A 10,525-nucleotide genomic window follows, 5' to 3' on the forward strand; every position below is an offset into this window, starting at 1 on the left:
TCTCGTCCGCCGCCGCTGGCAGCGCCGCCTCCACGGCCACGGTCCCGGACTCTGCCTCGACTGTGTTCTCGCTGGTCACAGGTGCAATCCTCCATGATCGGAGTTACACCGTTCCTTTTACAGCCCCGAGAGTCACGGCATTGGCCCTAAATGATGTCCCGTAGGGGGTTGTTTGGGCAGGCTGAGGTGCTTCTCGTTGCTCTCGCGGGCTATCCGGCGATGGCGAGGTTGTGGAGTCGGGCGCTGCCGAGGATGGCCTGGTGGAGATCGTCGGCGCGCAGGCGGCAGTCGAGGAGGATCTTGAAGGTTTTCATCCCGGGAATGCGTTCTCGACGCGGGCTCTGGCCCGGCGGTGGGCAGCGTTGTCCGCTTCCTGCTCCGGTGTGAGCGGTCGGCTGGGCCGGGGTCAGTGCGGGATAAGGGCGGCGGTGCTGCGGTATCCGCCGTCTCCGACGACCGGCGCGTTCTTCACCGCCCGGTTCACTGTGGATTCCCGGTAGGCGCGGGCGTCGTGGCGGTTGCCGGACAGTGGCCGCCCGGCCGCCACGACCAGCCGGGGGTTCGCATCGATGACGACCTAGTGGTTGGTGGAGTATCTGTAGTTCCTCGAGGACGCGCCGATGCTGCGGTCCCGGGTGGGGACCAGAGTTCCGTCCACGATCAGCACCATCCCGGCAAGATACCGACGCCGTACCGGCGCCAGCGCGAGAAGCGGCGCGATGTCGTCGATGACCCTGTCCGCAGCCGACTTCAATATCCCGAACAACGGGACCAACTGCCGCATCGTCAGGTTCGTCCGCCAGCACGCAGCAACCAGCACAATCCGGTCCTCCAACAGCAGGGACCAGCGGCCGCCCACCAGCCGGCACACCACCGCCACAACACCACACCACCTACGAGATTACGGAACTGCCGCTCCCCCAGCCCCGAACAGACCCATCCACCCCGGATCAGACGCCATCACCACAGCACCCACACCAAGACCACCACACGCCATGCCCTGTCTGGTAACGGGCGTAATCCTTCATACTGTTACACCATCGTCCTTCTATAAGCTACCCGACTATGCCATCACAGGGAGGATGAGCCATTCTAGTGAAAAGAGTGGCGGGTTAGCACCTCTACGTTGTATTTGGTGTGTGCGAGTTTGGCAAGCTGGGGAAATGTTGGCGGCCTGCGGGAGTTCACATTCATCAAATTTTGGAGCGCCCATGGTCGGCGCATGCTGGCTCCGAGGCATCCGATGGCTCCCGGCTGTTTTGATCGCTGGCGGTGCAGTGGTTGACCTGACAACGCCCCCGCACTACTCGTCGTCACCACTACTCGCTGTGGCGCCAGCAGTTGCGGCGGCATTGCTATCCCTGAGAGGCACCCTGTCCGTCGGCTGCACGGCCATCGCAGTCGACTTTGTCATGGGGAGGATCCCTGCCGGCCATCCATATGCCCACCACGTGGTCGACGTCGCCAACGTGGTGGTGATCGCCACTGTTGCCGTATTCCTCAACTACCTGCTTCGCCGACAGGGACGGCTGCTGGAGACAGTGAGCGGAGTAGCAGAAGTCGTGCAACGCGCTGTGCTTCCAGACCCTCCCACCCAGCTAGGGTCGTTGCGTATCGCAGCACGCTATGCGGCTGCCCATACGGATGCGCGGATTGGCGGAGACCTGTACGTGGTCCAAGACACTCCGTATGGCGTCCGGTTGATCATTGCAGATGTGCGAGGGAAGGGTTTGAAGGCCGTCGCAGCAGTGGCCATTATGGTGGGGGCATTCCGGGTGGTGGCAGACACTGAAGCGGACCTGAACGAAATGGTTAGCTGCCTAGAAGGGGTACTCGAGCGCGGGCTTCAACGTCGTGGGTGGGAGGTGGAGCGGTGGGAGGGGTTTATTACCGCGGTAATTGCGGAAATTCGACCAGACGACCGAACGGTACGCCTAATCAACCGCGGGCATCCGTCACCACTACTGTTGCACGAATCCACTGTCCAGACGCTGGGACTGGCCGAACCTGACTTGCCTCTAGGGATCGGCAGCTTGTGGGAGTGCCGATCCCTGGCAGAGACGGTAACCGTGAGACAGGGCAGCACCTTGCTGTTCATGACCGATGGCGTCACGGAGGCTCGCGATCGGTCAGGGGAGTTCTATGACCCTCTCACCCGTCTCTCGGGTGTGGGGTTCGCCTCTCCTGATGATCTCGTGGAGACTCTTCTGCGCGATGTGAACCGGCATACTGGTAGAAGAAGAAGTCGTCAGGACGACACTGCTGTGCTCGCGGTGACTCTTGACCGAAACACCCACTCTGACGAAGTCAAGGCTGATATATAGTTCTGGCGGTCCGGGAGTTATGCTGGCCACGGTGGTGTGAAGCGGTGTCTGCTGGACATGTTGGATGCAACGAAGCTCCGGTTGACGGGGTGACTGAAGTGCCCCCGCATGTTTGGACGTCCGAGGCTTAATACTCCAGTTGCAGTTTCCTATTCCTGCTGGTCAAGGGCCTGTTTCTGAGTGTAGCGAGCTGACTTGGCGTCATGTGGTGGGAGAACGGCGGTGCAGCGTTTATAGTGGCAGCGTATGGCTGTGGCCTGGTGTCGACGGCGCCAGCGGGACCATCTCAGTGCCTGGTCGGTGAAATGAGGGTGGCGGTGTCCTGCGCCGGGGCGGCAAGCTGTCATGAGCCGTCTGATTTCTGCCAGGCTGAGCGGGGCGAGGAAAGATCCGTTTCTGCGGCACCCCTTTCCCTTCCGACCGGGCAGTCATGGCGGCGAGGAAGGCGTGGGCAAGCATGGCCAGGGTGACGTGCCGGTACCAGGCCGGGTACCGGCGGACTTCGTACTTGTCCGGGCCGCTCTCGTTCTTCGCGTTCTGGAAGCAGGACTCGATCGCCCAGCGGCTACCGACCACGGTAACCAACTGGTCGATGGTGGTGCCGGTGGGGGCGTGGGTAGGCGATCTCGTCGGGCCGGGCGATGCGGCGGCGGGCCATCACCCACCACCAGTGAGAGGGCTCATCACCGCCGAAGAACGGGACGGCGGGAAGCTGAGCTGCTGCCCAGTCGTAGAGGCGCGGGCCCTTCGCGCCGTCTCCGCACGAGAGCCGTTGCCAGGCGTCGTCGGGCGTCGCCGATGAGCTGGTTGATGCGCCAGCAGCCGGCGAGGGGCTTGACCTGCTGCGATTTCGGCACAGCGACGACGTAGCCGAGACCGGCCTCCTTGATCATGCGGCGGAATTGCCAGTCCTGGCCGTACCCCCTGCCGCCTGCGCGAACGTCTCGTTCTTCCACAGATGGGCCAGCACCAGCAGGGCTGCTTGAAACAACCAAGCTTCCGCCATGGCGAGTTAATCTCCCGTCGGCGGGCACGGATCAGCCACGAGACGTGCTCGACGAGCTCGTACGGAACGTCGAGCATGAAAGATACGGAACCAACCGGGCCCCTCGGATGCTGCATGGTGAGTGGAATCACCACGCCAACGACGAGAGGCCCTGCCGCGTCACCCACCTGACCTGCGCGTTTCACATTCCCAAGACCAGGATGAAAAACGTTCACTGAGCTACCCGGTCGAACGAGGCACCGCCCGGATCAAGACCTGGCAAATCTTTCGCCACGCACGCTGCAGCCCCAACTGGCTCACGTCAGCTGCCAAAGCCGTCCTCACCCTGGAGCACCACCGCTGAAATTGCTCAGTGCTTCTGCCAGCAGTGTGGCGCTTTTGGTGATCAGGGGGTTGCCGGGCGAGGCGTCGGGCTCGCGTTTGGTCGTCAGGACGGCCATGACGATGGGCGAGCGGCGCGGGGGCCGGGCGATGCCTACGTCGTGGTTGGTCCCGTACTTCCCGCTCCCGGTCTTGTCTGCGATGGTCCAGTCGGAGGGCAGGCCAGCGCGCGGTTTTTCGCTGCCCGTGGTGTTGGCCAGCAGCCAGTCGGTGAGCTGCTTGCGGTCTTCATCCCCGAGTGCGGTGCCAAGGGTGAGGTGTGCATAGGTCTGCCCGATGGCCTTCGGGCTGGTGGTGTCCGTCTTGCGCCACGGCTCGGCGGAGTTCAGATCGGGCTCCCACAGGTCGAGCCGTGTCGTTTTGTCCCCGAGCGAGCGGCAGAACCGTGTAATCGCAGTCGGCCCTCTCAGCTCGCGGAGAAGGAGATTGCCAGCGGCGTTGTCGCTGTAGCAGATCGTGGCGGCGCACAGTTCAGCAACCGTCATCCCGCGGGCGAGGTTCTTGGGCTTGCCGGTGATCGGTGCGTAGCCCGAGTCCGTGATCTCCTTCTCGGTGTACCGGATGCGCTTGGCTAGGAACTCGCCGTCGTGATCGAGGTCGCGCAGCAAGGCCGCGGCGGCCAGCGGCTCAAAGACCGAGCACATGGGGAAGCGCTCGTTCGCGCGGTACTGCACGATCCGGCCCGTGGCCGTGTTGCGGGCGTAGACGCCCAGGCGGGCAGAATGCTGCCGTTCCAGATCCTTCAGCTGGCGCGAGATCGCGCTGCTGCTGTCGAGGGCTGCAGCGTATGCGTTCCCGCTCACCGGCAAGGCAGCAGCGAGCGCTGCCCCAGCTCCCAACGTGAGCACCGTACGCCGGGACGTGGGCTTTCCTGCGGTGTCCGTGGCCATCCTCTCCTCCAGGTCAGTTGACTTTTGAGAACACACATCCGGACCTCTTAGTTCCGGTTGTGGACCAGGGCAAGCCGGGTTGCCAAATGCACGTCCTGTCGGATGCGAACAGATCGCCCCTCACTCTCAGGCTCTCGGCCGCCAACACCCACGGCTGCCAGGCCCTGAAGCCCATGCCCCTAGGGCTTCAAACGAGATACGACCCCCATCAGGGTCGGCACTTCAAGCCCCAATGACTGTGCTTCTCCACCGTGGTCTCGTGAGGGTGGCGGAGCCGCCGAAGTTGACATTGCTCTGACCCTGGTCTGCGCGACACCGGTGTCGTGACCTCCGAGCGCTGCCGTCACCCGATCCGGGCCGAGTTGAAGAAGCTCAGTAGTTTCACCGCCACGAGCAGGCCAGCGTCAACGCCCAATGGCAGAGCCGTCGCACCACATCAGCGCTCTGGCGCCGCAGCGTCGTCTCGCGCAACGCTAGTCATGAGGTCCCGGCTCAGGTAGCAGGTTCATCCGGAGCAGCTTCGCCCGCATGATGATCAATCGAAAGGGGGTAGCCAGGCAGTAGCTACCCGCTGCTCGTGCGGCCAGTTAACCACTCACCAGGCTTCGGAATCAGAGAGCCCCACCCGAACAAACAGGCCATGTTGACATTCAATGATTCTCCCGTCACTCTACTTAATCAGGATTGACGGATTTTTGACCCGACTTGGGCCCCACGCAGGAGTACAATGAGACAGGGGATGAAACACCTGCAAATACTGAGCCTTTTTCATCCTCTGTTCTTACAGGTCAGTGGCTTAGTGTAGCGCGAGTGGGTGAGCGGCTGCCCTGGGAAGGTGCTGGCGCTCCTTCAAAAGCCATGAAGACGTTTTCACCTTCCCAGGGCAGGTTGAAAAATGCTCACTAAACCTTTTTCATCCTGTTCCAGGAGGGTGAAGGGGCTGGTTAGCGAGGGGATTATGTGACGCGAGGCTCCTGATCGTTGCGCTGGTGTTCTCTACGCACCGCACTTCGTCCGGGGAGCCTCGCTTGGTTTCGTATCCTTCCGTGCTCGACGTCACCGTATGAGCTCGTCGAGCTCGTTGCGTGGCTGATCCGTGCCCGCCGACTGGAGATCAACTCGCCATGGCAGAAGCTCGGTTGTTTCAAGCATGCCCTGCTTGTGCTGGCCCATCTGCGGAAGAACGAGACGTTCGCGCAGGTGGCAGGAGGTTTCGGGATCTCCACAACAACGGCCTGGCGGTACGTCGATAAAACCCTCGACGCCCTGGCCTCCTGGGCACGGTCTCCATGAGGCCCTCGTCGGGCGGGGCTCAACCACCAGCCCAACCCGCTCAAGGGCCCACAGGTCCACGTCGAACCCGTGTGTCTGAGAACCACGCTCCAACGCGGCCCGCACCTCACCCACTTGGGAGTCATCCAACTTGAGCGGCCGCCGGCCGGACGCCGCAGCGCCTGGGCCCCGCCCTGCTCCCACAAGCGTTTCCACCGCCGCACGCTCTCAGGATGACTCCCCACCAACCTCGCGACCTCGGCACAAGAGCGTCCCCGCTCAAACAGCTCCACCGCGCGCATGCGCCGGGCCTCGGCCAACTGCGGTCGCGTCAGCGGAGGAACAGAGACCTCGGAAACAACAGACTGAAGCCCGGAAGGCACACCGACATACTCACACCACGGAAACCCCTGAACCCACAGAACTAACGAAAAACTCAGTAGTACGATGGTGATCGTCACGTGCGACGGTGACCGGGCCTGCAAGTTGCGTCCGCATGACCGGGCCCGGTGCACGCTGGTCTACCTGCGCAAGCACGACACCCTCGAACAGCTCGCCGCGGGATTCGGTATCGGCGTGGCCACAGCCTGGAACTATATGAACGACACAATCGAGTGCCTCGCCGCCTTCGCCCCGTCGTTGACGGAAGCGCTGAGCAGTCATCATGTCGGCGGATTCGTGCTGCTGGAGGGCACCGTCGCGGAGACCGACCGAGTCCAGGAGCCAGGCCATTTCTCCGGGAAGACCCGCCGCGAAGGCGTGAACCTGCAGGTCATCACCACGGAAACGGGGAAGCTTCTGTGGCTCTCACCCGCACGTCCCGGAGACCCCCACGACATGAAAGCCGCCCGCGAGCACGGCATTATCCATGCTTGCGCCGCACTGGGCCTCGAGGTCCTCGCAGACAAGGGCTAAACCAGCGCCAACAATATGGCATCACACCCATCAAATGCCGCCCTGACACCGAACTGCCCGACAAGCACAAGAACTCGAACAAGGTCCACGCAAACACTGCGGGCTCCCGTTGAGCGGGCAATCTCCCGGATCAAAGCAGTGGAGGATCTTCCGCCACGCCCGGATCCGCCCGAACAGGCTCACGTCAGTCGCCGCAGCAATCCTCACCCTCGCGGTCTACACGTGAAAGGCTCCTACTCGGTGGTGCCACTGCTGCTTCCTCTGTTTCCTGTTCTAGGCGTTCCTGTTGGACGCCTATCCGGAAACTTCGGGGCACCTCATGTTATTGATCACCTTCTTTTGCCGTTGGAGACATCGTGCCCGTGTTACCTCGGAAAGCCGTCCGCACCGTGCTGGCAGCCGCTGCCGCAGCTGTCCTGCTCCCCCCCGTAGCACCAGCCGTGGCAAAGACCACTGCGTCAGCCAGGATGCCCGCCCAGCCCCCAGCACTGTGCAGCGCAGACGAAGAAAAAACAGTCGGCACTGATCCAAAAGCCGCTGTCCAATGCCACGTCAAACGGGCCCAGAGTGCCGCCGCCCGCGCCGCCGGTGCCTTCACCGCGTTCGCCGCGTTCGACCGCGTCGCCCTTAACCCTACCGCGGCCGAGGCCGCCGCCGCCCGAGACGCCTTCGCCAAAGCCGCCCCCGCCAAGGCCGCCGACGCCATCACCGAGGCCGCCTACGCCGTCGCCAAGGTCTCCGCCGCCGACGCGGCCGCCGCCAGGTCCGACACCTCCGCCGCTCTCAACTTGGGTGCCAAGTCCGACGCCGCCAAAGCCGCCATCGCCAAGGCCGCCCCCGCCATCGCCAAGGTTGCCGCCGCTGCCACCAAGGCCGCCGCCGCTGCTGCCAAGGCCGCCGACGCCGTCGCCAAGGTTGCCGACGCCAAAGCCGCCGACGTTGCCAAAGACGCCGCCGACGTTGCCAAAGACGCCGCCACCACCGTTGCCAAGGCCGCCGCCGCCAAAGCCGCAGCCGCCGACAAAGCCAAAGATGCTGCCCACTGGGCCAAAGTCGCCGCCGTCAAAGCCGCCAAGGCCGCGGACGCTGCTGCCAAAGCCGACGACGCCGTCAAGGCCACCCGTAAGGACGTCTACGACCTCGACGCCGCTGTGCACCACCCCACCGGCATCGACCCCGTCAAGGGTGCCGCCCAAATCGTCAAAGCCGCCGACGCCGCCAAGGCCGCGGACGCCGCCGGCAGGGCAGCTGCTTCTGCTGCCCACTATGCCAACGACGCCATGCATTTCGCCTACCACGCCACCCTCAACGCCACCTCACGCGCCGGCTCCGCCACCCGCGCTGCCGTCGATGCTGCCAAGGCTGCCGTCGATGCTGCCAAGGCTGCCGTCGATGCTGCCAAGGCCGCTACTCCCGCTGCTGACGTCGCCAAGGCCGCTGCTGACGTCGCCAAGGCCGCCGCCGAGGCTGCTAGCGTCGCCGACACTGCCAAGGCCACCGCCGCCAGCGCCGCCGCCGCCAGCGCCTCCAAGGCCGCCGCCGATGCCAAGGCCGCCGCCGATGCCGCTGGCATGAACGAAAAACTCAACACCCAGGCAGACACAGCCGAGACAGCCGCCGTCGAAGCAGCCCGGAAAGCCGGATGGATCAAGTAATCCTTATAACGGACACTCCGTTACTGAACGTCTTTCATCCTGAACGCTCGTGGGTCCTGAGGGTGTGGATGGCTTGGACGATGGTTCCGATCCGGTTGGTGGAGCGTCGTGCCCGGCGGAGGATGTGCCAGGCCTTCAGCTGGGCGAAGGCGTGTTCGCCGGGCGCCCGGGGGCGGGCATGGGTGCGGTTGTAACGCTGGTGGCGGGCGGGGACACGGTGTCCGTCGTAGGGGATGTGGGTGGTGGCGCCGGTTCCTTGGTAGGCGTAGTCGGCCAGGTCAAGGATCTGCCGGGTGAGGCTGGCTTGGATGATGCCGTGGGCGTGGGCTGCGGTGAGGGTCGTGGGTGCAGCCGGGCAGGGCGCGGGAGAGCCACAGCGGGGCCCCGTCCGGGCGGGTGACGACCTGGACGTTCATCTCGTGCCGCTTGTGCTCCTGGCCGTCGTACGGCTCGTCCGCCTTGATGCGGCCGGTCGGGATCAGCGTCCCGTCAACGACGACGAAGTCGCCCTCACCCAGACCCACCAGAGCCTCCCACAGGCTCCGGGCCCGAGCTGCGAGGACGTCGAGGGTCTCGCCGACAAACCGTCAGGCCGTCGCAAGGGGCCGTGCGGGTAGGGCACGGCGTCCGAGGTCGACACGGCACGCGTGCGGGCCGGGCGAGACGACGTCGCCGCGGACCGCGCCGCGGGGCGCTCCGCGAGAATCCGTCAGGAACCCTCGTGGGTACGGGTTCCGCGCAGATTCGCAAGACCTTGACCGGCCCCCGGCATGCTGCTAGCGCATAAGGGAGTGGCGCGGCTGCAGCCTTACCGATCAGCACCCGCCATTCGAGGTTTCTGAGCAGGGACTTTCCGCCAGCCGTAGACCTTGAGTGCCGCCTCCGGTGGGTGTAGGCGACGCATACGAACGCCCTCTCCTGGGCCATCTGCGGCGGTCCGGGAGAGAGCAGCGGGCACCCTGCGAAGTGGTATGGGGGCGGCTGGTGGCACGCTGGCCTGCCACCTCAGCCGGCGTAGCCACGAGCGTGCGCGGTCGTCCAGGGCTTGGACGGAGCGGACGTCGCGGCCGCGGAGCCGGGCGAGATCTGCCCGCAGGGCCACGCCGCGTTGCGGGTGCCCGTAATGGTGTCACGGGCACCCGGTTAGCGCAGCTTCGAACGGCCGGCCCCTGGACGCACCCGTCGCGTCGTCCGGGCCCGTGTCCGTTCGGGGAGCGGGGCTGGCTCGCGGTCCATCCACTGCTCAGCCCGCGACCACGCAGCCTTGCTCATCAGTGCGCGCACCGTCTCCGGCAGCTCCGCGCACTGTTGCCGGCACCCCTGCTCGCCGCAGTGCAAAGGCGAGGCCTGCGTACCCAGATCCGGATAGTCCATGGACTTCGGCGGCAGATAGACACATCCACAGCTCACGCAGGTGAACACGGGACGCATTCGTTCAGGTTGCTCCATAACGGGCCCCTTCTTATGGCACGTCACATTGTCCCCGTTCCGCCGCAGTTAGTGCAGGCAGATATGAAACGGTGCGTGACGGCCACCTCCTGGCCATTCTCGTCACGCTCGACCGAGTACTGCTCCTTCTCGGTCAAGCAATCGCCTAGGCAAACGTTGCACGTCTGTTCCTGCCCGTCGGACACCTTGAGCCTCCTCGTGGCTGGCACGCTGCCGGTACCTCCCGCAGCGGCCAGAGCGCGAATCCGAGCGTACGCGCCGCACACTCAGCCGAGCCCCATTGTGAGGCGGTACAGCCTGGCCGTCGGGCGCGGCGACCGGGCTGGCTCATCCCGCGTCGCGCAGCCAGGCCCGGGCACGATCGTCCAGGGCTTGCACGAAACGGACGCCACGGCCACGGAGCCGGGCGAGGTCGGCCTGCAGGTCCACGACCGCATTGCGGGTGCGGTTCGAGCGGACGCCCGCCATGCCGTCCAGCGCGCGGTCTCACGTCGAGCAGGCCCGCTCTAAAGCGTGTTGCAGAAGGCTGTGATCTGGGCATTTTCTTGGCATGGCCGGTGTGTTGAGGGCTGATCGGGTGTGGGTGGAGACGTTCACGGGTCTGCGTCTGCGGCAGTTTGAGGGGCTGTTGCA

General features: G+C 64.8%; 3 protein-coding genes and 9 pseudogenes. 6 read left to right on the forward strand and 6 right to left on the reverse strand.

The window, feature by feature from the left end; translation table 11 throughout:
* Positions 1–209 precede the first annotated feature (209 nt).
* A pseudogene (locus ACFPP6_RS35905) lies at positions 210–976 on the reverse strand (transposase family protein).
* 475 nt (positions 977–1,451) lie between these two features.
* Here ACFPP6_RS35905 and ACFPP6_RS35910 point away from each other — a divergent pair.
* The gene (locus ACFPP6_RS35910) at positions 1,452–2,324 is read left to right on the forward strand and encodes a PP2C family protein-serine/threonine phosphatase (protein ID WP_382051082.1); all 873 of its coding nucleotides are present in this window, start codon (positions 1,452–1,454) and stop codon (positions 2,322–2,324) included.
* A gap of 343 nt (positions 2,325–2,667) precedes the next feature.
* Here the strand turns inward: ACFPP6_RS35910 and ACFPP6_RS36685 are convergent.
* From ACFPP6_RS36685 to bla, 3 genes and pseudogenes are all read right to left on the reverse strand, one after another.
* A pseudogene (locus ACFPP6_RS36685) lies at positions 2,668–3,244 on the reverse strand (IS701 family transposase); the annotation flags it as partial.
* Positions 3,244–3,439, reverse strand: a pseudogene (locus tag ACFPP6_RS35915) (IS5/IS1182 family transposase); the annotation flags it as partial. The pseudogenes ACFPP6_RS35915 and ACFPP6_RS36685, both read right to left, overlap by 1 nt.
* 211 nt (positions 3,440–3,650) lie before the next feature.
* The gene (gene bla / locus ACFPP6_RS35920) at positions 3,651–4,601 is read right to left on the reverse strand and encodes a class A beta-lactamase (RefSeq protein ID WP_382051083.1); all 951 of its coding nucleotides are present in this window, start codon (positions 4,599–4,601) and stop codon (positions 3,651–3,653) included.
* A gap of 59 nt (positions 4,602–4,660) precedes the next feature.
* Here bla and ACFPP6_RS35925 point away from each other — a divergent pair.
* Together ACFPP6_RS35925 and ACFPP6_RS35930 are read left to right on the forward strand one after the other, a co-directional pair.
* Positions 4,661–4,834, forward strand: a pseudogene (locus tag ACFPP6_RS35925) (IS5/IS1182 family transposase); the annotation flags it as partial.
* 753 nt (positions 4,835–5,587) lie between these two features.
* Positions 5,588–5,913, forward strand: a pseudogene (locus ACFPP6_RS35930) (helix-turn-helix domain-containing protein); the annotation flags it as partial.
* Positions 5,914–6,028: 115 nt separating this feature from the next.
* On the opposite strand, the pseudogene ACFPP6_RS35935 reads toward ACFPP6_RS35930, so the two are convergent.
* A pseudogene (locus ACFPP6_RS35935) lies at positions 6,029–6,175 on the reverse strand (helix-turn-helix domain-containing protein); the annotation flags it as partial.
* A 145-nt stretch (positions 6,176–6,320) separates the two neighbouring features.
* Here ACFPP6_RS35935 and ACFPP6_RS35940 point away from each other — a divergent pair.
* Positions 6,321–7,014 (forward strand): annotated as a pseudogene (locus tag ACFPP6_RS35940) (transposase).
* A gap of 214 nt (positions 7,015–7,228) precedes the next feature.
* Entirely contained in the window at positions 7,229–8,443 is a 1,215-nt protein-coding gene (locus tag ACFPP6_RS35945; RefSeq protein WP_382051084.1) for a hypothetical protein, read from the forward strand.
* Positions 8,444–8,477: 34 nt separating this feature from the next.
* Here the strand turns inward: ACFPP6_RS35945 and ACFPP6_RS35950 are convergent.
* Positions 8,478–9,030: pseudogene (locus ACFPP6_RS35950) on the reverse strand (transposase family protein); the annotation flags it as partial.
* 1,412 nt (positions 9,031–10,442) lie between these two features.
* On the opposite strand from ACFPP6_RS35950, the pseudogene ACFPP6_RS35955 reads away from it, so the two are divergent.
* Positions 10,443–10,525 (forward strand): annotated as a pseudogene (locus tag ACFPP6_RS35955) (IS5/IS1182 family transposase); the annotation flags it as partial.

The organism is Streptomyces aureoversilis (assembly GCF_042657885.1).
Taxonomy (GTDB): Bacteria; Actinomycetota; Actinomycetes; order Streptomycetales; family Streptomycetaceae; genus Streptomyces; species Streptomyces aureoversilis.